A 23,703-nucleotide genomic window follows, 5' to 3' on the forward strand; every position below is an offset into this window, starting at 1 on the left:
TTTTACACCCTCTTCTTTGTTAATTTAAGTAATACTTTGCTTAAGCTTTCTTCCGTAAGATCCTCTGCATCAGCAAAATCTGATACCGTAAAAGCAGACTCTGTTGTTGGTTTATTTATAAGTTGATGGAGATGCCTTAACATACCATCTGCTATCACTTGAATTTTTAATTTAGAAAACTGTTCCCTACTATACATCCAAATAAAATGTAACTTTTCATCTTTCACCATTCCGATAACTTCAATTAGATGAGATGGTTTGGAATCTGGAGCATGATCTAAAAATGTAAACCCTGCCTCTTGCACAAACAAAGATTCCTTTGAAAACACCTGATCAAATTGGCCCAAATAGTTAAAGCTTATTGAAGGCTTTTGCTGATAAAACGGAAGTATTTCTTTATTCAAGTAACGTAAAATACCATAGTCAACTCCGCGATTTGGAATTCGACGTAATTGTTCTTTGACAGCCTTTAACCCTTCAATAGGTGTCTGAGTTCCTTGAAAATTGAGATGAACGGGATAAATACTCGTGAACCAGCCCACTGTCCTTGATAAATCAATACCTTCAATCATCTCTTCTCTTCCGTGTCCTTCTAGATGAATAGAAACAGTTTGCTGATTTATACAATCAACGATAGCTTGTCCTAATGCCGTTAATAGTACCTCATCAATCCTTGTCTTATGAGTGACTAGAACTTCGTGTAACAATGTTTGTGTTTCTTCTATTCCTAGAGTCCTCGTCACTTGATCAATCGATTCTTCTGTTGTTTCTTGTATTGGATAGTCCATTGGAATTTTCATCGTTTCTTTTTCTACTTGTTCATTCCAATAATTTTGTACTTCTTTTGAAATACCCGAATCACTGTATGTCTGGAGTCGTTCAGACCACTCTTTAAAAGATGTACTTTTCGCAGGTAAGCGAACTTCTTGACCTTGTTTCATCTGGTTATATACCACCTGTAAATCTTCCAATAGAATCCTCCATGACACTCCATCTACTACTAAATGATGAATCACCCAGAATATTCGATCATTTCCAGTCAAGTTATCTTCAAAGTACACTACTCTCATTAACGGACCAGTAACTAAATTGAAACTAGCTTGATTAATGTTCATCTCTTCTTGTATTATTTTATTCCACTCTTTTTCATTAACTTGATTACGTTTTACAACATGGAGTACTGACAGCTCATCAGTCCCTTCATTTCTCTGCCTCCACGTTCCGTTTGGTAACTGTTCGTACCGGAAACGTAAAGCATCATGATGTTTCAGTAAATTTAATATCGCTCCCTCTAGTAATTTCACATTCAATCTTTCTTTTACTCTTAAAAGCATTGATTGATTCCAATGCTCTGTATGTGGATGTTCTTGCTCGAAGAACCAGCACTGAATTGGAGTAAGAGGCACATCACCTATCACAATTCCCTGCTCCGCTTGTACTCCCTGCGTTTCTATAGCCACTTGTGCCAGCTCAGCGATAGTTGGGCATTCAAACATTTGCTTTGGAGTAAGTTTTAACCCCACTTGACTTGCTTGAGATATGATTTGAATACTGAGAATCGAGTCGCCACCAATTTCAAAGAAATTATCATAGATTCCCACCTTTTTAACACCTAATACTCGCTTCCAAATGGTAGTCAGTATCTGTTCGTTACTATTCCGAGGGCCAACACATTCACTATTAATCTGCTTTTCCTCTGGCATAGGTAAGGCCTCACGATCAACTTTACCGTTAGCTGTAAGTGGAATAGCTTCCATCGCCACAAATCCCGAAGGAACCATATAACTTGGTAATTTCGCTTTAAGATACTCTCTCCACGCATCTACATTTCCATCTCCTACAACATATGCTACTAATCTTTTATCGCCCGGCTGATCTTCTCTTACAATTACAACTGCCTCTGTTACAGATGCATATGTATTTAAAGTAGACTCAATTTCCCCAATCTCAATTCTGAAACCACGTATTTTAACCTGATGATCAATTCTTCCACGATAATCTAGATTCCCATCTGGCAAATACCTAGCTAAGTCTCCTGTCCGGTATAATCTTGCTTTCGGATTACTACTAAATGGATGAGATATAAAACGCTCTGCTGTTAATTCAGGTCTATTTAAATATCCACGTGCCAATCCTGCTCCACCAATATAAAGTTCACCATCAACACCTATAGGAACAGGTTGTTGATAAGCGTCTAGTATATACACTTCTAAATCGGGAATCCGCTTTCCAATATTACTTCTTGAAGCATGCTGCACATCATCTAGAGTAATTGGATAATATGTAACATGAACTGTAGTTTCGGTAATTCCATACATATTAATTAACTGTGGTTTTTTCTCCCCATACCTTTGAAACCACGGTAACAAGCCAATAGGTTCTAACGCTTCTCCGCCAAATATCACGTAACGCAGCTGCAAATTTTTATTCTTATCTTCTTGTTCACACACTCGTATTAATTGGCGGAATGCGGAAGGTGTCTGATTTAGAACTGTGACTTCTTCCTCCACCAATAATTGATAAAAATCCTTAGGTGATCGACTAATCCAGTACGGAACAACAACTAATTTCCCACCATATAATAACGCTCCCCAAATTTCCCATACTGAGAAATCAAATGCATACGAATGAAAAAGCGTCCAAGTATCTTTTTCATTAAACTGATACAAACAATCCGTCGATTTAAATAACCGTATAACATTGTGATGCTCTATCATAACGCCTTTTGGATTTCCCGTTGATCCCGAAGTATAGATTACATATGCCAGATTTTGGGGACCGACACTAGAAACCGGCAAAGTCTTACTTTCTTTCCCAATCTCATCTTGATCACGATCCAGGCAAATCGACTCAACATTTTCTGGTAACCAGTTCAATTCTTTTAAACTTTCTTGCGTTACGAATAACTGAATGCTAGCATCTTCTAAAATATATTGAAGTCGCTGCTCTGGATATGTTGGATCAAGTGGAACATAAGCCCCACCAGCCTTCAAAATTCCTAAAATACCTACAATCATTTCGAGGGAACGTTTAACGCACAGTCCAACTAAAGTATCAGGTCCTACTCCCTTTTTCTGCAGATAATGAGCTAACTGGTTTGCACGTTCATTAAGCTCCTTATAAGTAATTTTTTCTTTTTCATACGTAACTGCAATAGCATTTGGATAAATCATCGCTTGCCGTTTGAACATTTCATGAATAGTTACTTGAGGCGGGACATCCAGTTTAGGATTGTTGAACTCAACTAAACTTTTTCTTTTATCTTCCTCAGAAATGATTTCTATTTCAGCCACCTTCTGCTTTGGGTTTTCAAAAATATTTTCCAGTATCACTAGCATAACGTTAAAGAATCGTTCTATCTCTTCCTTAGAAAATAGCTCCTCACGATAATCAATATGTAAATGTAAAGAGTCTATATCAATTAGATTTTCAATATGAACTGCAAAATCTTGTACTTCTTCACGGTTTGGAATCCATAGTGAGTCACCACTTTCATCACGATCCCTATAATCAATCGTAGTTCCGAAAAGTCTCACATTACTGTTATTCTCTTTATTAATCTGCTTTAATAACAAATCAAATGGATATTTCTGGTGTCTTAATGATTTACTTTGTTTTCTGGACACTCTACTAATAAATGAAAGTACTTCTTCTTCTGGATCAATATCCATTCTTAAAGGAACTGTACTCACCATCATTCCAATCAATTTTCGTTCCATTTTAGTCATACGGTTGCCGTAAGCCATTCCTAAACCAATATCAAGCGATGAGGTCCACCGATACATGGACAACGAGAAAGCAGCAACAAAAAGAGTATACAAACTAATTTTGTAATCTTCAGAAAATTTTTCTATCTTTCTCTTCAAATGTTCCGTTAATATAAACGTCTCACGTGATGCTTTTGTACTAACTTGGTACATATTATAAGGCTTCAATCCAGTCACAGATGGCAGTGTTTTAAATTCCTCTAACCAAAATTTTTGATCTTTTTGAAAGCGACTACTATTCAAGTATGTTTGTTCGTTGGTCAGAAATTGAACATATGAATTTTTAATTTCGCCTTCCTCATTCTCGTTATGCATGTCATAATAATATTTTGCAATCTGCTCAGTAAATATTTGAATTGATAAACCATCCATAATAATATGATGAACATTTCCAAAGACTGCACATTCATTATCGTTTAATTTTATTAAAGCGAAATAGTATAAATTTGAATTAAATAATGTAAACGTTTCTTTTGTTTTCTGCTCAATCCATTCCTCAAGCAAATTTGTATTCTCCACATTACTGAAATCAAAAAACTCAAATTCTTGTTCTTCATGTTTAGTAAAATATTGTTTCGGTTCCTGATGCCCATTTTCTTTTAACCTAATGCACAGACCGTCATTTTCACTGATAACGCGATTCACAACTTGGTTTAATTTTGAATAATTCATTTTTCGATGAAGTTTAAATAAAAATCTTAAATTACATATTCCTTTATCAGAATGAACGACTTCTGTATACCATATTCTTCGCTGCGGATGGCTTAATGGATAGCATTCCTCATTGGTCATAAAAATCTTCCCTTCAAAAATTATTTGCTCTTATAGGTTCGTGTTTATGTTTAGCCCATAAATATTTCTGCAGTGAAACTCCAATTACTCCAATAATAACAAGCCCAATCCCTCCATAAACATAGAGTTGAGTTACTCCAAACAAATGCACTAATGGACCACTCATAGCAGGAGAAATAATTAGAACTGCGTTTGTTAAACTGCTTTGTATACCAAATACTCTTCCTACTTGATCTTGATCGGATTCTATTTGTAAAATGACTTGATTAGATACAAGCATCAGCCCACTTCCGATACCAGCGATAAAACTAATTAAATAGGCTAAAACGAAGACCGTACCGGGCGTTATCAAACCAATCCCCCCAAAACCAATTCCCATTAAAACCATACCTCCACATACTACCCAGCCATATTGAAATTGTTTTAATTTCTGAGTTAGTAATGCACCAAGTATTCCGCCAAGACCAATAATAGAAATGATATATCCCATTTTACTTTTATCATGTGGGAATAAGCTCTTAAATAAAGTTGGGAATTGTGAGTCTACTAATTGTAATACTGCCATGGCTATTGTAACGAAAATCATGGTTGATAATATTATCCGATTAGATAACACATAACCCCACCCTTGTACCCAAGCGGTCCAAGTACTTTGTTTTTGCTTTTCAACAAATTCTTTCGATATAGTTTCTTTAAATTTTATTGTGGGTATCAGAACCAAGGTAGCTAATAAACAACTTATAGCTCTTATAATGAGGCAGAACTCTGGTTGAAACCAGCTCAGCAACATGCCCCCTATAAGTGGGCCTACTATCTTTGTACCCTGCTCTACTATTCCGTTGATACTTACTGCTTTAGTAAGCAAGTCCGGGGATACAATCTGTCTTGTTAGTGTTTGCTGTGCAGGATAATAGAAAACAATAAAAATGGAACGAATCATTAATGCCACTAAGAGCCAGTGGATATCTTGTACAAATAAAAGAGCAATTGTTATTAGACCAACCATTAGATTACAGAACATCATAATTGGAATTTTTCTAAAACGATCCGCAATAACACCTGCCCATGAGCCAAAAATAATTCCAGGAAGTGCATATGCAACAGGGATCAACCCAATCATAGTAGGATCTACTTCCCATTCAAACCCAACTATAGTCATAATCGCTAACATATCAATAAAAACACCAAGCATAAGCAATGAATAGGCAGAGAAAACTTGTAAATAAACCCTATTTCCTAATAGGCCTTTTGAATCGGTAGTTTTCATAAAAGCAAGCTCCTTAAGTTACTAATATAAACGCTTTTGCGTATAAGGTACCCCTTTATTAAACCTAATTAATTATTATTAACATCTCACCTAGAATTTAACTTCGTCAAAACTCAAACCAGCCTTATTTTTCATATATTTGAAATAGTCAGACAAGCAAAAGCGTACCTATTTCTTCATTTTTATATCAACTGTTACAAAATATATCTTTACCTTACACTAATAACAGCTAAACGTTGCCTTAATATACCCCTTTACAGTCGTTTACACATTCAATTCACATCCTTTTTAAAGTTGGCTTTTTTCTATCTCAAATACTATCACACAAATATTTCACCTACTATATTCATAAAGTTGAAATATTTGAATCAGAAAATTCGGATAAAAAACCAAATCCACAAATCATAACAAACTATTATTTATTTATATTTTCATTTTATAGATAGCTTTAACCATAAGGGTATCAAGAATTAAGTTTTTTAATTTTATTAACATAATAGTTTAAAGAGACCGTAAATCCTACTAAACAAAAAAAATATACAATAAAGTATATTTTTTTCTTATCCTACATATTTTCTATGCAAATTAATTCCAATAACTAAAGTTGATAATAAAAATATAATATTACCAATCACTAATGTACTCATAACAAGAATTGAATAATATAGTATTAATACTTCTGCACCTACTACCTATTTTATTTATTGGATATTTATACTTCAAAAAAATTACACATCATTCACAATTAGGATACATACCCAAAATATGATTTGAACGTTTTATTATATTTTAAGATAATATAAAATCAGTTTTTCTATAAGAGAACTTAATTTTTATGTAGTACGAAATTGTTAGTAATACAGTATATACTAATTTAGTTATAAAAACATTTAAAGACCACCTATTTCCATAAGTGATCTTTCTTTGTGATTCTGTATTTGTGCACTACTGTAGAAATATATCGTAGAAACGCTTTGTTTGCTAAATGTTTAATTCTTCCATTTACTAAAAAACATAGCTTCATACACTTAATATCATATTCGTTACATTGCAAACTATTATTTTGTCTTCTGTACAGGCAAACTACTAAAAATTAATTCAGCAACTTTTACATATCCTTTTGAGTTTGGATGAATTAAATCCTTAGACCAAAGCGTATTGTCATTAACTAAATGATGATTCCAAAAATCAACATGATGAAGCTTATACTCTCTGCTCAGTGAATGTATAACTTCATTTGCCTCTAATAATTGTTCTTTTATTACTTGTTTTTTTTCAGAAGCAAAAGGAAGCCTAACTGTAAAATCTGGAAGGTTTGCTATAATAATATCAGCCCCTGCTTTACTTAATGTATCTATCATAAAATCCATATCGTTCTTATATGCATCATGATTCCAACGTCCTTTTAAAACATCGTTTGCCCCTGCAATGAGACTAACCAAATCTGGATTAAAAGTTAACGCCTTTTCCAATTGCTGCGAGCGAATTTCTTTAGTTACTAACCCACGCTTTGCAAAATTGGCATATTCTATATCATTTTCACACAGTTGAACAAAATGATCTACCCAGCTTTTTAATGCAATTCCCTCAACTTGATCCCCTATCCCCTCTGTAAAACTATCACCAATTGCTACAAATCGCTTCCACATATGTATTCCCCCTTTATTATTAACCATATCTATACTATACAATAGCTCACACCGTAATTGTTATTTCTAAGTGGTTTTCGATTTCAATTATATTCCACTTTACTATATTTACATTCAGAATCGGTCATATTCATATATTTACTAAAGAAATAAAATCTATCTAGGAATTATACTTTTTTCAAAAAATTTGTTGTTCTTTGTTTCGCCCAGTTGATACATTTCTTTTCGATTAAATGATATGAAACTATAGAAAAAAGTAGTGTCATTGCAATGCACAAAGTAAGAAGAAAAAATTACACCCTGACATTCCAAGCTATCCACATAAGAATCTATAGTACTTTGAAATCTTTTGTTTCAAACTAATATTTAGTTGTATCCTATAAAATTAGCTTTTTACTATATCAATCGAACGATCCCACATACCACTAAAAAAAGATCCTGTTTTACGTATAAAACGTGTAAGCCAATTTGCTTGTTCGACATCAGATTTTGTTACAAGGTCTATTTGTAATGATTTACCTGATAAGAAACCAGAATCTGTATTATCTTTAGGAGAGATAATCATTTTACTAATAGTTCCCCCCTCTTTAATAGGCGCTCCTTGTTCCATATTGGATACTTTAAATTCTTTTTTATAAATGTCTTTATTGCCCTTCGGCATTGGAAGTGAAACAGCTTGCTTCGTTTGAACTACTACATCTTTTTCTTTTGCATTTGCCACTCGAACTGTTTCATGTCCTTTTATTACTGAATCTTTTCCGTAGACATTCTTCACTTCAAAATTCGCAAATCCATAATCGTATAATTTCTTTGTTTCATCAAAACGTGCCGTATGAGATTTTGCTTTTATCACTACAGAAATTAGTCGCATACCATTTCTTTCTACTGTACCAGTGAAACAATCTCCCGCTTCTGGAGTAGTTCCTGTTTTCAAACCATCTACACCTTCATATTGCTTAATTAAGCCTTTTAACATCCAGTTAAAGTTCGCCATATCAATTGGATATTTACCACCCTCTTGGAATGTTTTTTTAGGAATTTTTGCTGTATTTAATATTTGGGGGAAATCTTGAATAAGACGTTGTGCTAAAATTGCACAATCCCTTGCAGACATTTTATTTTTCTCTTCTAGAGTTGTCCCTTCTAGATGATATCCTTTTAAATCTTGATTTGTTAAGCCAGTAGAGTTTACAAACTTATAATCTTTCATACCAAACTCTTTTGACTTATCGTTCATCATTTTTACAAAATTGACCTCTTTACCAGCAATCTGTTCAACTAAAGCAATTGTTGCACCATTTGCAGAGTAAATTGCCATTGCCTCATATAACTCTTTTACCGTATAAGAGCCACCATTTTCTAATGGAACATTTGATAGTGAACGATCTTGCGAAATCTTATGTGCATATTCAGAGATTTTAACTTTTTGATCCCATTTAAGTTTTCCTTTATCCACCGCTTCATGAACTAAGTATTCGCTCATCATTTTTGTCATACTAGCAATTGCCAATGATTCATCTGCATTTTTTTCATATAAAATTTTCCCGGAATTTGCTTCTATTAAAATTGCTGATCCTGCTTCAACGTCTATAGCAGGATCTGTTTCCGCTGCTGCTTTTCCAATTGTAACGACCATGCTACAAAATATTGTAAGCACTGTTACTATTGCAATAACTCTCTTGCAAAACATACCTTTCACTTCTGTTACCTCCAATTTCTTTGTACTCAAAAAAAGCGTTATTCTAACATAATCCCGCAAAAAATAGACAGTGTTCTCAAATTGTATATACATATAAAACGTTAGAATCGCTTTCATATAGACCACCTCATCCGACACTTTTAGGTGCGCTAATACTTTGTATTCCCACACATATCCTTATTTTTAATCCCCTTATATTTTTCAAAATGATTCACACTTTCATATTTTTTAGGATTACAGTTAATAGACAATCTAAATAATACATTTGTTCCACATTTACAAAAAATAAAAAACTACACCCTATACTGGATGTAGTTTTCCTAACTGATTTATTTATTTTTCACTTCATTTTTATAAAAAGCAAATAATGGTTCGATGGATGGACTAGACAACAGCGGAATTGCCTTCTCAATCAATTTCCTATCCCAATCAAACCAACGCATTTCCATTAACATGTTTATTTCTGTATCAGTGAATCGTTTCTTTATTTCCTTAGCAGGATTTCCACCAACTATTGTATACGGTGGAACATCTTTACTTACGACAGATCCTGCAGCAACAATTGCACCTTCACCAATAGTAACGCCAGGCATTATTATAGCATTCATTCCAATCCAAGCATCACTTTGAATGACTGTATCGCCCTTTGGTTCATATGATTGTTTGATTTGCTCAGCAAATGGATATACTGTAATCCATTCTGAGTGATGATTATGATTACCACCCATTAAAATGACTACCCCACTTGCAATGCAAACATAATTCCCAATAATGAGTTTATCAAGATGCCATCCCATCTGTTCAATTGGATTGAAAAGTGCTTGAGACTTAGCATCTCCCCACAAATACCTTACACAGCCATCTTCAAAATTTTGATGGCTATAATAGCCTGAATAATAGGAGTACTCTCCTACTTCAATGAGTGGATTTGTTACTATATCTTTTATATACTTTGTTTCTGACCAATGATTAAATAATGGATACTTCATAACTTTATTCCTCGCTTCTAAGTATTATATATTTTGCTATTTACTTAGAAGCTTACTACGACTGCTACATTTTTTAGCTTTCTCAAACGACGAATCATTATCTTCAAGCCTTTCTTTTATACTATAAAAAAGCATAACGCAATATATTACACTAGTCAAATTGTGTAATTTTGAACACATCTTAAACAGCGTAATACTGCAATAGGAACGTGAAAACACTCTAACTTTGATCCAAATAATATATTGATTACATTTAGTTTATATTTTGTAAAAAAATTTTAATTGCCATGACAAAGCAAACAATAACCACTATTGGTCGTATTAATGACGTCCCTTTTGTAAGCACCATCTTCGCTCCAATATACGATCCTATAATTTGACCAAGCATCATAATCAACCCAATTGTCCAATCGATTTGGCCAAAAATAATAAAATATAACAAAGCAGCGAAATTACTTGTAAAATTCAAGATCTTAGCATTTGCAGTTGCTCTTGTAGCACTATATCCATATAAAAGAATGAATGCTAAAGCAATTAAACTACCTGTTCCTGGGCCAAAGAAACCATCATAAAATCCAAGGAATGGAGCCACTGTTAACGCAAACAACAACATACTTATTTTTCTCGGTCGATCTTCGTTTGCTATATTTGGAGATAATAGAAAATAAAGACCAATAATAATAAGTAAAAAAGGTAATATCATGATTAAATATTCTGCTCGTATCTGTAAAACAAGCCATCCACCCAAAACGGATCCCAAAAAGGTCATTAAGATGGACAAACGCATTTCTTTAAGATTAATTTCTTTCTTCTTAATAAAAAACACTGTTGCCATGAGAGTTCCGCTACTCCCTTGTAGTTTATTAGTCGCTATCGCTACAGAAGGAGACATACCTACTAATAACATTATCGGGATAGTTATCATACCACCGCCCCCAGCAATCGTATCTATCCATCCTGCTAATACAGCTACTAAAAATAGTAGTATAAGTAATTCAATAGTAAAATCCATACAAAGAATATGGGAAGGCTTGAGCTATTATAACCCAAACCTCCCCATCGTCCCTCCTCTCTTTAAACTAGTTAATTAAATCTGTAAAGTAACTTTCTTTTTGATCACGTAATCGACTGGAAACGTATTGTCTGCAAACAATTCTTCTTCCATATTTATTGTTTCCAATCGGGATTTTATATTCTTCCTCAGATAACCTTTCCCTACCATGAGTTACATTTGTTTGTTTACCATAGTATGAATTTGGTATAAGTAATAAATCTTCAGATGTAAGTGGAACCTTATAAGTAGGCGTTGTTCGTAAGAGTTCTAAAAACATGTCAAATTTCAATTTTTCTTCTTCACTTTCTCCCACATAAATTAATCTATTTTCCGCTCCATTCAAACAAGTTGCAATAATATCACCATTATCATCTAAAAATATAATTTGGTTTATTTCTCCTACAAATCCCGATATTTCACCATCAGCCATTCCTGCGATATGAGCAATAGGCATTTTACTTACCGCCAATATGTCATCTTTACTGAAGAAATTTTCTTCAAGATGCTTTTGAAGTAATTTTGGGGTTCCAATATGAGTTTGAGTTTTTAAATTTAACACTCCTTTTAATAAAAGAGCATCAACTCTAGTAAATTTGCCACAAGTAATTTCAGACACTATTCGTTCCACGGATTTATTAAGTCTATTTGATACAATTTCTAAATTCGTATTGAATGTTTTCAATCTTGCTTCAATATCTGATTGGTCTTTCATATCTGTATACACTGTGGCATCGTTATGTTGATAAAAGTTCCCGCCACCGGTGCTTGCACCGACATTTCGCAAAACTTCATCGTTGTTTAAAGGTGAAATGAGATGAAATCTATTTTTCCCTGCATGTTCGGATGGGTGAATTAAAGCATCATAATTAAAAAGTGTGGCAAAAAGCCATGTGACCCATTCTGCATAAAAATATTTTTTCATTCTATCGTGTTCGTCTTCGCCATAATTAAAACCTCTGCGATTTTCCCCAGGTAATAGTGTTTCCATAGGATCACATGGAGTATTTTTAATAAGAGTAGGTGGTACGTTTCCACCACAATTCGCTATTTTTATTATATGTAGTAGGTTTTTCATATCTGAATTCGGATTTTTCTTTGAATAGTCAATCAAACAATTAAGCCACTCTTTTGAAAAATATGCTGCTATTTCTTGATCACAAGTATAAGGATTATGAGTTTTCAATTCATTTTCTATCAGATTCTTCATTTTATCCTTCAATACATTAGGAATGCTAATTTCTTCAATTTCTGTAATCTGCAGTATTCCTTTATTCATTATAAAACCTCCGTTGTTTTATTTTTTATACCCTATCTTCTATTAAACAAACTATCCATTTCTTTTTTGCTCCTTCGCTTTTCGTCAGAGCTATTAGAACTACCGATTTACAAATAAAAAACGTGGATTATAAGAGATTTCTTCTTAGGTACATTTCCCCGACGAACCTCTATTGAATTGGTAAATTTAATTTAAAAATTTCTTTCATTTTCTAAAGTTTTCCTAATTTTAAAATCAGAATTTTCAATACAACTATGTTAACATTAAAAATATAACACGAAACCAAAAAATGTAAATGAATAGTTTTTTTATAAAAAATAGTCAGACTATTTATGAAGTAATTCGTACTCCATTGAACGAACTACGGCCCCTCAATTTTATTGATAACAATAAAAAAAACCCCTAAATTGATAGAGGGATTTTTTTCAAGTATATTCTATTTTAAAGTTCTTACTTACCTTTTACCCCGCTATTTGCCGGGCAGTAAGACCCCTACTTCGAAATACAGCGGAAGCAAAGAAGTTAGGTGGGGGTCGGGCTGCCCATAAAAGCAAGATTGGTGAGGGCTGATAATCAGTGGGGATGAACAAAACTCCCCCTGATTAAAGTTTCACTTTATTTTAAAAGATATTGCTGTAACTTCTTTATTAACAGTTCCATCCCGTTTGGACTTACAATAATCTTCCCATTCGCTAACGAAATATTGCTGTCTGAAATATCCCCTGTAAGTGCACAAGCTCTTGGAGATTGATATTTTCGTAAAATAATCTGGTCCTCTTCTATAAACATTTCAAGAGAATCTTTTTCTACAATTCCTAAACTCCGTCTTATTTCCATTGGAATAACAATACGCCCCATGCTATCTGCTTTACGAGTAATTCCTCTTGATTTCATAAAATGCCACCCTTTATATTTATCTAATATTACGGTATTTATTTTAGCAATAAACAACAATTAGGAATAGTTCGTATTACAGTACTTTTTTTAGAAATAAATAACAATTAGGAATAGTCTATGTTAGAATTCTTTCTTGTTTATTCTTGATTTTTAATATATTTTTCCTTGATCATTTTTATATATTGTTTTCTTTCAGTTAGTTCAAATATAAATAATGCTTTTTTTATGTCTGTTAAACCAACTTCATTAGAGTGCTGAACTTTCAATAAAATTGCACCTTTTTCAAAAAACAATTCACCTAATAAGTATAAAGTATTCATATTTATCGCTAATTTTATACCTATTTCACTATACTTTATTGCTTCTTCATATTGATTTGCAAGGTGTAAACATTTTGTTAACGTATGAATGAGTCTTAATTTGATTTCTTTTTCTCTAGGAAATTCTATCTTATTAAAATTAATTAAACTTTGTTTTAATATATTTATACTTTTCTCATACTCTTCATTTTCTGCATGTATTATAGCAATTGAATTCATTATGCTTATTTCTTTTTCTGATAAAAAGTTACTACTACTTAAGGTTTGTTTTAGTGCTCTATTTAAAATGTCAAAGGCATTACTTGTTGCTCCATTTACATAATATATAGCAATCGCTTCATGCCATAATAGAAATTGTTTATCTTCTTTTGATTGAAAATTATTCTCATCTTTCTCTTTTTTTACTATTTCGTAAAGCTCATTATATTGTTTTTGTTTCACACAATCTCTCATTACACATTTTACATTTTCAATATATTTTATTTTTTTATTTTTGGTTAGTGCGAATATATAATTTGGATCAATACCAAGTCTTTCAGATAATTGATACAACAATATGCTAGATGGATAAATAATACCTTTTTCTATCTTACTAATTTGACTTTGTGAACATATTCCATGACATAATTCAGATTGTGACATGTTTTTTTTCTTTCTAAGTTCTTTAATAATAATACCAAGATTGTAGAATTCCATCTTTCCTCCCTCAAATGTAACACTTTATGAGTATAAGAATATTTCCCAACTTTTAATGTAATGTAAAATTAATATAGTTACAATTATTAATTATATGGATTTATAGTTTCTTTTACAAACTTGTATCACAATACGAGAAATTATTAAAATATGGTTCACTAATAATTAATGGGAGTTTTATTCCCCCCCACTGATTATCAGTCCACTCCAGGCAGGCTTTTACAGGGATTTCGACTTCTTTGCCACATCTAAATTTTGAGGTGGGAGTCTTACTATCCGCAAATAGCCTGATTAAAATAAATATGATTTTTCACCTTTATTTCTTTTAATAGTTTCTTTTGATTTTTATATAAATAATTTCGAAGGAGCGTATTTTATGAAAAGAATGTTGACCGAAAGAGAGTTAGAAGTAGCTATTTATGTAGCAAAAGGATATACAGATGCAGAAATTTCCAAAAAAATATATGTTACCCCTCGAAGAATTTCAACGATAATTAATCATATTAAAGAAAAATGGCATATTAATTCTAGAGTGGAATTAGGTATTTTAGTTTATCATTATGGTTTTATAGATGCACCCTTATTTTCAAATAAAAAAATTCAGCTATGTAAAAAGGTTGTACAATAGATAGCGGAATATAACGAGTTTAAATTGCAAATAAGAATAGAAGAGCAGACAAACTTTTATTATTTGGTTTACTCCATCACTTTTTAAATTTCATACATTAATATAAAAAGGTTAGAGAATTAACTTCTCTAACCTTTTTATATACACTATTAGGTTTCAAACAGTAAAGATGCCCTAATGCTACCATTGATCCTGTTCCCTATTCAACCTTATATAAACACAAAAAAGAATCAGACATTACACTATTCAAAACCAGTTACAATTCTCTCTTTCATTTTCTGTAATACTTCACTGCTCAATACTTTTTGACCAGCAGGAAGTTTTAATATGGCAGCGGCACCTTTACTAAGGTATATTTCTTGATCATTATTTTGATTTACTACCAATATTCCTTGCCCTTCAAATTCGAAATAACTAATATCTTTTGTTTCATTTGTATTATTTTTTATTGCTTTATATAATCCATATAAATCTTTACTTCTATTTTCTCCGCCCGTTCGAATCGGTTCAGTATCATTCGCAACAATCAGTCCTTCTGGCTGCTCACCCTTCATAATAAACCACAGCTTTTCATTTGTTGGTAATAGTAAATGCTTAAATTCAGAGCTATTTAAAATTTGCTGTGCTGGAATAGTTGCATAGATTGGTAATGAAAATGGAGATGTTGTTATTTTTTCAAAACTTAAATTTTCAGAAGAACCTCCCTTACTATATTGATAATCTTTTAATGCGATCGATTGTACTGATTCACTTTTATTTTTTGATGCATAACTAATTTTACTAGCAAAAATAATAACGGTCATTAAGCACATGCACGGTATCACAAGCTTAAGTAGTTTTCCCATTTATGAACCTCCGCTTTTAATATTATTAGTTTGCATGGATATTATAAACAGTTTCACTCCACCAAAAATTACTATTGTTATGGAACGTACTGAAATTATGATTATAATGATCACCATACCAAGGGTCCATGTATGTTATATAATCTGTTCCATTTGTCCCTTTATAAAACCCATCAAGTACTAAAAAGTGTCCGATGTTAGCGCCATTTTGCCACATAATGAGTGCAATCATCGGCTGATTACTATTAATTTGACTTTTGAACCAATCATACGATTTTGCTCCAGAACTTATAGCTGAGCTAACCCCATATCCGGATAATCCATATTGTATTTCACGTGAAGTTGCAGGATTATTATATGATCCACCCTTAACATACCTAACGTACTGATCTTGTGAAGGAGTTTTTCCAAAATAATTTAAAACTGAAACCGAAGTGCCTGCCCAACACCAATTTGACCTTTCTTGTAATATGTTAGGTACAGATAATTTACGATCTATTGATGTATTTGGAGGATTTCCATTAATATACGCTGACGTTACATATACTTTTTTTCCATCTTTAAAATAATAAAACCAACGATTATCTAAATTTCCTGTCCAGTAATCTTTAACCGCTTCACCATACTCCCATCCTTTAAAAGATACTGTTGTATTTCCGGGAATCACATCTACAATATTTGCATTCAAACTTTTTGCCTCTCTAACATTTACATTCAATGGAGCTGTTGTTCCTGAAAATTCAACTTCTTCTGCTATTATTTTCTGAACACCAATAAAACTAAATGTGAAGAACAATAAAAACATACAAACAATAAAATGCTTTCTTTCCTTCATTTCTCCACCCCTTCATCAGTACTAAAAAACATCAACAATTCATCCTTATTAATTGTTCAAGCTTAATATTACATACTAACGAAAAATGACTTCTCATAAATTGAAACTTTAATCAGTAGTGGTTTTATTCATCCCCCACTGATTATTAGTTGAACCAATCGGGCTGCCCGGCAAATAGCGGGATAAATTCCAATACAAAAAAGGAGCCTATAAATTTTTATAGGCTCCTTTTTATTCCGTCGTTATTACTCAGCTAATTCTTTCGTAGCCTTCATTACATCAACGAAGAATCCCCAGTTATTCACTACAGAAGAGATACTGATATGTTCATCTGGAGTGTGGACGTTAAAGATGTCTGGTCCGAATGAAATTGCATCTAATTCAGGCATTTTTTGAACGAATGCGCTACACTCAATCCCCGCATGTACAGCGAAGATTTCAATTTCTTTATTGTATTTTTCTTGATGTACTTTTTCAAATAAATTACGAATTTGTGAGTTTGGATTGTATGGCCATTCTGGATACTCTGACTCTATTTCAAATGTAGCACCAACTAATTCAGCAATATATTTTATTTCTTCTGCAACATGTTGTTTTAAACTACTTACAGAACTTCGCACTTCGTTACGTAATTTAATTTCATCTCGCAATGTTTCAATAACACCTAAATTCGTTGAGCTTTCTACAAGACCTTTAATATCCATGCTCATGCTTTGAATGCCATTTGGAATTAAGAATAATGATGAAATAAGCTGCTTTTGTGTCTCTTTAGCAAATACTTTTTCAACTGTTTCATCCAATTTTGTCAGTGTAACATGAACATCTGGATCAACAGCACGCATTTCTTCTTGTAATACACGTGTCCATGATTCTAATTTTTCTTCTACTTTTCCTACATCTTCTGTACGAATTAAAATTGTAGCTACACTTTCACGCGGAATTGCATTCGTTTTTAAACCGCCGTGAACTTCACTTATGTTAAACTCCATATGTGCTGATAAATCACGTAATACTCGTCCTAATACTTTGTTCGCATTACCGCGTTGTTTATCAATTTCCATACCAGAATGTCCGCCTTTTAGACCACCAACATATAGACGGTATGCATCCATATTCGCTGGTGTTTCATCCCAAATTACGGGAATTGTTTCAACAGCTTTCGCACCACCTGCACTACTTACAAGTAATTTATGATCTTCTTCAGAATCAATATTTATAAATATCTTTCCTTCAAAATGATTTGGATCAATAGCAAAAGCCCCACCCATTGTCGTTTCTTCTTCAGTAGTGATAACGACTTCAAGTGCTGGATGCGGAATTTCTTTTGAATCTAATAAAGCTAATGCATACGCAACTGCAATACCATTATCAGCACCTAGAGTTGTTTGATTTGCATATAACATGTCCCCAATGATTCGTAATTCAATTGGATCTTTTTCAAAATCATGTACTGTTGCTTGATTTTTTTCGCAAACCATATCCATATGACCTTGAATAATAATAGCTGGTACATTTTCATAACCAGCTGTTGCTTCTTTTTTAATAATGACATTTAATGCTTCATCTTGAATGACTTCTAAGTTACGCTCTTTTGCAAAGCCCACTAAATAATCACTAATTTCCTTTTCATTACCTGATCCTCTAGGAATCTTTGAAATTTCTGCAAAATGATAAAATACAGGGTGCTTTGTTAATTGTTCTAAAGTAGAATACATGTTCAAGCTCCTCTCAAAATGAAAAAATAGTATGTAAGTCTTTTATCATTATACCATGATTCATTATTTTACCTTTCTTTTAACTTTTATTGTTTATTTTATATACAACAATTTTACAATGTTGCAAGAGCGTTGTAATCTATATCGATTTTTCTCATTTAATAATAGTCGTATACTTTTTAAAGAAACACATTAAAGGAGATAAAGAAAATGAAAAAGTTTTTAGCAATTATTACACTATGTTTATTACTTTCTAGTTTTACTATTGGCTGTGAGAGAGCATCACTAAATAGAATTAGTAAAGATGTATATTACATGCAAATAAAAGGCGAAGGAACTATTGAAAAGGTAGATGGTAGAAACTTACGAAACTATACGCTGCCCGCATATGATGAAGATGGTGTTAAAAAACAAATTACATTTAGGAGTACAAAAAAAGAAAACGCCCATAAATTAAATGAAGACGCGTTTTTACGCCTTTATGTAGATCAAGATGATAATAGCAAAAATGAAATATCATCAATTGAAGTAAAGTCCTATGAAGAGATTCAGAAAGCAGATTTACCTGAAAAAGTAAAAGATAAGTTTACTATTAAATAAAAAACAAAAGAAAATGCTCTATGCATTTTCTTTTGTTTTTTTCACCTGTATATATTTTGAACTACTATTATTCATCAGTTTCTCTAACCGATTTATATTCTCCGTTAATGCACCTTTCACAAGAGAGAAATCTGTATTTGATTCTTCTTTTTTTTCTTTAAAAAACGAAGACTTTTGTGCATTGACTTCAGCCATCTCTTCTCCCCCTTTTCAAAAAGATACAACCTTTTATTTATATTATATAGCAAATGTAGAAAGAGTGTACACTTATGATTTTCTTTTTAATTCTTCTTCTAATTCTTCTACTTGCTGCAACGTATCCCCTTTTATTAAAGAGAAATCTGTTGTATCTTCATTATCTTCTTTAAAAAAATCATTGTCATAATCTTTTACCACTACAATCACCTCTACCTGCTAGTGTAGGAATGATTGTCCAATTTTATTCAACTTTGTCGGATTTTGTTTTTAATTTATGTATAGAAGAAAAGGACAGAAAAAGATTCTGTCCTTATTTACTAAAATAACTATGATGTATTGTTAAATTATATACATTTTCAAAATCCCGATCTTGCAGGTTATTTTTCTTTCCATCAATAACAATGAAAACATCACTTACTATTTTTGCTGGTATAATCCCGACATTTTCTACTTGCACCGCTTTCTGCTCATTCAATTGCTCGATATGTTCTAACGGAACGATAATACTAAATTGCGAGCGAATACCACGAAAGTTTGTATTTAATTCCTTCGCGGCTTCAAAAACAACAATTTTCGCGCCAATCTTTTCCCCATATGAATCTAAAAATGCATTTAAGCTCTTTGTATATTCCTCTTCCGTATGCCATTCCATCGTACCGAATACTGCTGGATTAACATTTTGAATAATTGTCGTGTATATTTCCCCTCTCGCTTTAGATGCAATTAATGATCGTTTTATTGATTGAACTGTCTTGCCAATATCGCTAAATTTCGCACCCCATATTTCTGAAATATTAGGCGTTAAAATGAACGCAATATCAACAAAAATAACCATTGCAGTAAACATTAAAAGATTTTTCCAGAGGGTTAAATCAATTCCTTTTATCATGAAATACACGGTGACAGATATGATAAACAAACCATACCAAGTCTTTCTAATACGTTGCTTTTTCTCCTCGTACAACTCCTCATTTTTCCAATAAAAGAAAACAAGGACTACAAAGACAATCGCTAAAACAAATAAGCCAATTCGAATGTTAGAGATCATTAATCACATCACCCTCCATTCAAAAAACTACTCACGATATCATTACATGCGCAAGCTGCTCTCTTTATGACAAAAGACGTGGACAAGCTTCTAAAATTAGCTACATCGCATATATATTAGAAAGTACCACGTCTTTTATCCTTTTATTTGTGGGCAGTAAGACCCCCACTGATTAAAATTTCACTTTACCATGAGTCTATATTGTATATGTAGACAAGCATTCATTTCAAATTTTCGTATTAAAAAGAAATATGTTTCGGAATTTCCCCTTCAGGTACTTCTCCATCCATACTTAAATAATAATGACGAATCGGACGTAAGTTTTCGTCTAATTCATAAACAAGCGGAATGCTAGTGGGAATATTTAATGAAACTACACCATCACTTGAAAGGTTATCTAAATATTTTACTAGCGAGCGAATTGTGTTACCGTGTGATGAAATAATTACTTTATTACCACTTTTTAATGTCGGCGCAATTTCTGAATGCCAATAAGCAAGTACTCTCTTCTCCGTATCCTCTAAACATTCAGTTAATGGAAATTCACCTTTTTTGAGTGTTTTATATCTTGGATCGGTCGCTTCATATCGAGGATCGTCTTCAGTAAGAGCCGGTGGTCTTACATCAACACTTCTTCTCCAAATATGAACTTGCTCCTCACCATATTTTTGTGCAGTTTCATCTTTATTCAGCCCTTGCAATGCACCATAATGTCTTTCATTTAGCTTCCAAGATTTATGTATTGGAACCCAAGTAAGATCCATCTCATGAAGTACAATCCATAACGTCCGAATTGCGCGTTTTAATACTGATGTATAAGCCACATCAAAAGTATATCCGTTTTTCTTTAATATTGCTCCTGCTTCTCTCGCTTCACTTAATCCATTCTCTGATAGATCAACATCTGTCCATCCAGTAAAGCGATTTTCAAGATTCCATAAGCTTTGTCCGTGACGAATAAGTACAAGTTTTATCATTATAATTCCCCTTTCGGAAATGTGAATTTTATTGTTCCATTGCGTACACGTATAAAGTATCTAGTAATGTATCTTTTTATCCATTCACTCTATGACCAAATCATAGTTGCCAAATGTATGGATAAAATTTGTTCTTTTTCAAACGATAAAAACAGAAGTTTTTTCATTATTTTTGATCGACTGGTATTTCACGTTTCGATATCCAAGCATCAAAACCTGATCGGCTATTTGCCATTTCATTCATAACTTGGTGCCAATTGTCCTCACATGATTCACCAAATTTTGAAAAAATAGCACCCATTTGTTGTCTTTGTACATCACTCAGTTTCTTTTCTAAATCTGCACCATGTTCTGTTAAAGACAACTGTTTCACACGGCGGTCATGTGTAGCTTCATTACTCTCAATTAAGCCCTTTTCCACAAGTTGACGTAGTGGCCCGTGGAGAGCTTGTTTACTTATTTCTAATAATGATAATAACTCATTTACACTTATCCCTGGAAAACGTGCGATAAAAAATAAAATTCGATGATGTACTCGTTGAATGCCATATTCTTTTATAATTTCATCTGGCTTTTCAGTAAATGTTTTATATGCAAAATAAAATAATGCTAATGCCTCATTCATCTGTTCTTCTTTATGTTGTGTCATCTACTTTCCCCCTGTATGTAAATTATACCACAATCTAGTAATGAATATTTTAATCAACGCATTAGAACTTATTTAGTCTATTGAAACATTCATTGCATAATTAGGAGATGATTCATTTGAAAAAACAATATACTATAAGTGCATATTTATTGGATAGACTACACGAATTAGGAATTGAACATATATTTGGGGTTCCTGGTGATTATAATCTTGCCTTTTTAGATGATGTAGTAGCACATGAAAATTTAAAGTGGATTGGCAATTGTAATGAATTAAATGCTGCATATGCAGCAGATGGGTACGCTCGCATAAAAGGAATCGCTGCTCTTATTACTACTTTCGGAGTTGGAGAATTAAGCGCTATTAACGGTATTGCTGGCTCATATGCGGAAAACGTGCCAGTTATAAAAATTACAGGTACGCCACCAACAAAAGTAATGGAAAATGGAGCAATCGTCCATCATACGTTAGGAGATGGAAAGTTCGATCACTTTTCCAATATGTATCGAGAAATCACTGTGGCACAAACAAATGTAAAACCTGAGCATGCTGCTGAGGAAATTGACCGTGTTTTACGTGCATGTTGGAATGAAAAACGCCCGGTTCATATTAATTTGCCGATTGATGTATATAATAAACCAATTAATAAACCTACAGAACCAATTTTATATAAACCGATTTTAAGTAATAAAGAAGCATTAAATAAAATGCTTCTACATGCCATTTCAAAAATAAATAGTGCCAAAAAACCTGTTATTTTAGCTGATTTTGAAGTAGATCGATTTCACGCTAAAGAAAATTTACATCAATTCGTAGAAAAAACTGGGTTTCCCATCGCGACGTTAAGTATGGGAAAAGGAATATTCCCAGAAAAACAGCCTCAATTTATAGGGGTTTATACTGGTGATGTAAGTTCTCCGTACTTGCGAAAAAGAATTGATGAATCTGATTGTATTATTAGTATTGGTGTGAAGTTAACTGATACTATTACAGGCAGCTTCACACAAGGTTTTACAAAAGAACAAGTTATAGAAATCCATCCCTACACTGTGAAAATTATAGATAAAAAATACGGTCCAGTTGTAATGCAGGATGTTTTACAACATTTAAGTGATTCAATTGAGCATCGTAATAAAGATACCCTTGACGTTAAGCCATTTATTTTAGAATCATCACCTTTTACTGAAGAGTTCATTCCAAAAGCACAAATGGTCACACAAAAACGTTTTTGGCAGCAAATGTACCATTTCTTACAAGAAAACGACGTCTTAATTGTAGAGCAAGGAACACCTTTCTTTGGTAGTGCTGCTATCCCTCTACCTAATAACACTGCATATGTAGGACAACCGTTATGGGGATCTATCGGCTACACACTGCCTGCTCTACTTGGTACACAGCTCGCCAATTTATCACGGCGCAACATTTTAATTATTGGTGATGGTTCTTTCCAAGTAACTGCCCAAGAGTTATCAACTGTACTACGTCATAATTTAAAACCGATTATATTTTTAATCAATAACAACGGATACACTGTTGAACGTGCCATTCACGGCCAAAACCAACCTTATAATGATATACAAATGTGGGATTACAATAAACTATCAATGGTATTTGGGGCAGAAGAAAAAAGTCTAACATTTAAAGTAGAAAATGAATCAGAATTAGCAGCAGTCTTAACAAATATAACTTTTAATAAGAATCAACTTATCTTTATTGAAGTTATAATGAGCCAAAGCGATCAACCTGAATTGTTAGCTAAACTCGGAAAAAGATTTGGTCAGCAAAATTCTTAATATAAAAGC

20 protein-coding genes and 1 pseudogene are annotated in these 23,703 nt (G+C 32.8%); 3 read left to right on the top strand and 18 right to left on the bottom strand.

Annotated features, from left to right (window positions below):
- Window positions 1-2 precede the first annotated feature (2 nt).
- The 10 genes and pseudogenes from ACTFP3_RS22400 to ACTFP3_RS22445 form a co-directional block, all read right to left on the bottom strand.
- The gene (locus tag ACTFP3_RS22400; protein ID WP_440011310.1) at window positions 3-4,559 is read right to left on the bottom strand and encodes an amino acid adenylation domain-containing protein; all 4,557 of its coding nucleotides are present in this window, start codon (window positions 4,557-4,559) and stop codon (window positions 3-5) included.
- Between the two features lie 13 nt (window positions 4,560-4,572).
- Window positions 4,573-5,826, bottom strand: a complete 1,254-nt coding sequence (locus ACTFP3_RS22405) for an MFS transporter (RefSeq protein WP_000858613.1) — start codon at window positions 5,824-5,826, stop codon at window positions 4,573-4,575.
- 1,058 nt (window positions 5,827-6,884) lie between these two features.
- Window positions 6,885-7,475, bottom strand: coding sequence for an SGNH/GDSL hydrolase family protein (locus tag ACTFP3_RS22410; RefSeq protein ID WP_113303325.1), 591 nt, complete (start codon window positions 7,473-7,475; stop codon window positions 6,885-6,887).
- Window positions 7,476-7,642: 167 nt separating this feature from the next.
- Window positions 7,643-7,768 (bottom strand): annotated as a pseudogene (locus tag ACTFP3_RS22415) (acyltransferase family protein); the annotation flags it as partial.
- 92 nt (window positions 7,769-7,860) lie between these two features.
- Entirely contained in the window at window positions 7,861-9,174 is a 1,314-nt protein-coding gene (locus ACTFP3_RS22420; protein ID WP_011110099.1) for a D-alanyl-D-alanine carboxypeptidase family protein, read from the bottom strand.
- Window positions 9,175-9,503: 329 nt separating this feature from the next.
- Window positions 9,504-10,163 carry a CatB-related O-acetyltransferase gene (locus tag ACTFP3_RS22425; RefSeq protein ID WP_000876938.1) on the bottom strand — a complete coding sequence of 220 codons (660 nt, stop codon included), beginning with the start codon at window positions 10,161-10,163 and terminating at the stop codon, window positions 9,504-9,506.
- 253 nt (window positions 10,164-10,416) lie between these two features.
- A complete protein-coding gene (locus ACTFP3_RS22430; RefSeq protein WP_440011312.1) occupies window positions 10,417-11,175 on the bottom strand; it encodes a TSUP family transporter in 759 nt (252 codons plus the stop codon).
- Window positions 11,176-11,242: 67 nt separating this feature from the next.
- Entirely contained in the window at window positions 11,243-12,493 is a 1,251-nt protein-coding gene (locus tag ACTFP3_RS22435) for a hypothetical protein (RefSeq protein WP_063536373.1), read from the bottom strand.
- Window positions 12,494-13,108: 615 nt separating this feature from the next.
- Window positions 13,109-13,387 carry an AbrB/MazE/SpoVT family DNA-binding domain-containing protein gene (locus tag ACTFP3_RS22440; protein ID WP_000842216.1) on the bottom strand — a complete coding sequence of 93 codons (279 nt, stop codon included), beginning with the start codon at window positions 13,385-13,387 and terminating at the stop codon, window positions 13,109-13,111.
- Between the two features lie 140 nt (window positions 13,388-13,527).
- Window positions 13,528-14,406, bottom strand: coding sequence for a helix-turn-helix domain-containing protein (locus tag ACTFP3_RS22445; protein WP_000397979.1), 879 nt, complete (start codon window positions 14,404-14,406; stop codon window positions 13,528-13,530).
- Window positions 14,407-14,782: 376 nt separating this feature from the next.
- Here ACTFP3_RS22445 and ACTFP3_RS22450 point away from each other — a divergent pair, with 376 nt between their 5' ends.
- Window positions 14,783-15,034 carry a response regulator transcription factor gene (locus ACTFP3_RS22450; RefSeq protein ID WP_000827560.1) on the top strand — a complete coding sequence of 84 codons (252 nt, stop codon included), beginning with the start codon at window positions 14,783-14,785 and terminating at the stop codon, window positions 15,032-15,034.
- A 242-nt stretch (window positions 15,035-15,276) separates the two neighbouring features.
- Here the strand turns inward: ACTFP3_RS22450 and ACTFP3_RS22455 are convergent, their stop codons facing one another.
- From ACTFP3_RS22455 to pepD, 3 genes are all read right to left on the bottom strand, one after another.
- Window positions 15,277-15,879: a hypothetical protein gene (locus ACTFP3_RS22455; protein WP_000517267.1), complete on the bottom strand. Its 603-nt coding sequence runs from the start codon at window positions 15,877-15,879 to the stop codon at window positions 15,277-15,279.
- Window positions 15,880-15,904: 25 nt separating this feature from the next.
- Window positions 15,905-16,714: a papain-like cysteine protease family protein gene (locus ACTFP3_RS22460; protein WP_000664546.1), complete on the bottom strand. Its 810-nt coding sequence runs from the start codon at window positions 16,712-16,714 to the stop codon at window positions 15,905-15,907.
- A 245-nt stretch (window positions 16,715-16,959) separates the two neighbouring features.
- Window positions 16,960-18,429, bottom strand: a complete 1,470-nt coding sequence (gene pepD / locus ACTFP3_RS22465; protein WP_440011315.1) for a beta-Ala-His dipeptidase — start codon at window positions 18,427-18,429, stop codon at window positions 16,960-16,962.
- A 210-nt stretch (window positions 18,430-18,639) separates the two neighbouring features.
- Here pepD and ACTFP3_RS22470 point away from each other — a divergent pair, with 210 nt between their 5' ends.
- Window positions 18,640-19,029 (top strand): YxeA family protein, encoded by a 390-nt coding sequence (locus tag ACTFP3_RS22470; protein WP_426938091.1) that lies wholly within the window; start codon window positions 18,640-18,642, stop codon window positions 19,027-19,029.
- An 18-nt stretch (window positions 19,030-19,047) separates the two neighbouring features.
- On the opposite strand, the gene spoIISB is transcribed toward ACTFP3_RS22470, so the two are convergent.
- From spoIISB to ACTFP3_RS22495, 5 genes are all read right to left on the bottom strand, one after another.
- Window positions 19,048-19,224, bottom strand: a complete 177-nt coding sequence (gene spoIISB / locus ACTFP3_RS22475; protein WP_426938092.1) for a stage II sporulation protein SB — start codon at window positions 19,222-19,224, stop codon at window positions 19,048-19,050.
- Window positions 19,225-19,296: 72 nt separating this feature from the next.
- Entirely contained in the window at window positions 19,297-19,425 is a 129-nt protein-coding gene (locus ACTFP3_RS22480; protein ID WP_000237818.1) for a hypothetical protein, read from the bottom strand.
- Window positions 19,426-19,537: 112 nt separating this feature from the next.
- Entirely contained in the window at window positions 19,538-20,275 is a 738-nt protein-coding gene (locus ACTFP3_RS22485) for a type II toxin-antitoxin system SpoIISA family toxin (protein ID WP_000624977.1), read from the bottom strand.
- Between the two features lie 239 nt (window positions 20,276-20,514).
- The gene (gene gpmA, locus ACTFP3_RS22490; RefSeq protein ID WP_000594152.1) at window positions 20,515-21,252 is read right to left on the bottom strand and encodes a 2,3-diphosphoglycerate-dependent phosphoglycerate mutase; all 738 of its coding nucleotides are present in this window, start codon (window positions 21,250-21,252) and stop codon (window positions 20,515-20,517) included.
- A 166-nt stretch (window positions 21,253-21,418) separates the two neighbouring features.
- Window positions 21,419-21,901 carry a MarR family winged helix-turn-helix transcriptional regulator gene (locus ACTFP3_RS22495; protein WP_242283908.1) on the bottom strand — a complete coding sequence of 161 codons (483 nt, stop codon included), beginning with the start codon at window positions 21,899-21,901 and terminating at the stop codon, window positions 21,419-21,421.
- A 107-nt stretch (window positions 21,902-22,008) separates the two neighbouring features.
- On the opposite strand from ACTFP3_RS22495, the gene ACTFP3_RS22500 reads away from it, so the two are divergent.
- A complete protein-coding gene (locus tag ACTFP3_RS22500; RefSeq protein WP_426938094.1) occupies window positions 22,009-23,694 on the top strand; it encodes an alpha-keto acid decarboxylase family protein in 1,686 nt (561 codons plus the stop codon).
- Window positions 23,695-23,703: the final 9 nt, after the last annotated feature.

The sequence above is a fragment of the Bacillus cereus group sp. MYBK5-2 genome (assembly GCF_051915685.1).
Classification (GTDB): Bacteria; Bacillota; Bacilli; order Bacillales; family Bacillaceae_G; genus Bacillus_A; species Bacillus_A cereus.

Bases quoted from the DNA above. Each gene is read 5' to 3' on its own strand.
- ACTFP3_RS22500 (WP_426938094.1), top strand. From the start codon at position 22,009: ATGATTCATTTGAAAAAACAATATACTATAAGTGCATATTTATTGGAT.
- pepD (WP_440011315.1), bottom strand. From the start codon at position 18,429: ATGTATTCTACTTTAGAACAATTAACAAAGCACCCTGTATTTTATCAT.
- ACTFP3_RS22425 (WP_000876938.1), bottom strand. From the start codon at position 10,163: ATGAAGTATCCATTATTTAATCATTGGTCAGAAACAAAGTATATAAAA.
- ACTFP3_RS22440 (WP_000842216.1), bottom strand. From the start codon at position 13,387: ATGAAATCAAGAGGAATTACTCGTAAAGCAGATAGCATGGGGCGTATT.
- ACTFP3_RS22455 (WP_000517267.1), bottom strand. From the start codon at position 15,879: ATGGGAAAACTACTTAAGCTTGTGATACCGTGCATGTGCTTAATGACC.
- ACTFP3_RS22460 (WP_000664546.1), bottom strand. From the start codon at position 16,714: ATGAAGGAAAGAAAGCATTTTATTGTTTGTATGTTTTTATTGTTCTTC.
- spoIISB (WP_426938092.1), bottom strand. From the start codon at position 19,224: ATGGCTGAAGTCAATGCACAAAAGTCTTCGTTTTTTAAAGAAAAAAAA.
- ACTFP3_RS22470 (WP_426938091.1), top strand. From the start codon at position 18,640: ATGAAAAAGTTTTTAGCAATTATTACACTATGTTTATTACTTTCTAGT.
- ACTFP3_RS22400 (WP_440011310.1), bottom strand. From the start codon at position 4,559: ATGACCAATGAGGAATGCTATCCATTAAGCCATCCGCAGCGAAGAATA.
- ACTFP3_RS22485 (WP_000624977.1), bottom strand. From the start codon at position 20,275: ATGATCTCTAACATTCGAATTGGCTTATTTGTTTTAGCGATTGTCTTT.
- ACTFP3_RS22410 (WP_113303325.1), bottom strand. From the start codon at position 7,475: ATGTGGAAGCGATTTGTAGCAATTGGTGATAGTTTTACAGAGGGGATA.
- ACTFP3_RS22445 (WP_000397979.1), bottom strand. From the start codon at position 14,406: ATGGAATTCTACAATCTTGGTATTATTATTAAAGAACTTAGAAAGAAA.
- ACTFP3_RS22495 (WP_242283908.1), bottom strand. From the start codon at position 21,901: ATGACACAACATAAAGAAGAACAGATGAATGAGGCATTAGCATTATTT.
- ACTFP3_RS22435 (WP_063536373.1), bottom strand. From the start codon at position 12,493: ATGAATAAAGGAATACTGCAGATTACAGAAATTGAAGAAATTAGCATT.
- ACTFP3_RS22450 (WP_000827560.1), top strand. From the start codon at position 14,783: ATGAAAAGAATGTTGACCGAAAGAGAGTTAGAAGTAGCTATTTATGTA.
- gpmA (WP_000594152.1), bottom strand. From the start codon at position 21,252: ATGATAAAACTTGTACTTATTCGTCACGGACAAAGCTTATGGAATCTT.
- ACTFP3_RS22405 (WP_000858613.1), bottom strand. From the start codon at position 5,826: ATGAAAACTACCGATTCAAAAGGCCTATTAGGAAATAGGGTTTATTTA.
- ACTFP3_RS22430 (WP_440011312.1), bottom strand. From the start codon at position 11,175: ATGGATTTTACTATTGAATTACTTATACTACTATTTTTAGTAGCTGTA.